This window comes from Faecalibacterium sp. DFI.5.82 (assembly GCF_029076575.1).
Lineage (GTDB): Bacteria > Bacillota > Clostridia > Oscillospirales > Ruminococcaceae > Faecalibacterium > Faecalibacterium duncaniae.
Genome location: NZ_JARFIS010000953.1, coordinates 1 through 294, shown reverse-complemented (window position 1 = coordinate 294; position 294 = coordinate 1). Strand labels below are relative to the sequence as shown.

The 294-nt window shown below is 56.5% G+C and carries 1 pseudogene; it reads right to left on the bottom strand.

The annotated features are described in order from the left end of the window. Positions 1–294: pseudogene (locus P0G09_RS19640) on the bottom strand (hypothetical protein); the annotation flags it as partial.

The window sequence follows — 294 nt, the reverse complement described above, 5'->3', positions numbered from 1 at the left end:
TCTTGTACTGTTCATTTCCTCGTTGTACCGGCGCACCAGCGTCTGGCGGCGCTCCGGGTCTTTCCAAATCCAGTCCCGGAAAGCATCCCGGATGGCCTGCTGCTTTTGGGCGGCCAGAGTGGTCTCCTAGGCGTTCAGGACACGCCGTTCCCTACCGTCCGCATCTTCCACGGTGTCGTAGATACGGACATCCCGCAGATTTAAGCTGTCCTCCAAAATCTTGTAGGCGTTGGCACGGCTGGTTCCGTAGGTGGTTTAGGCCGCTACGTTATTAGAACCGACAGAGTTTTTTCC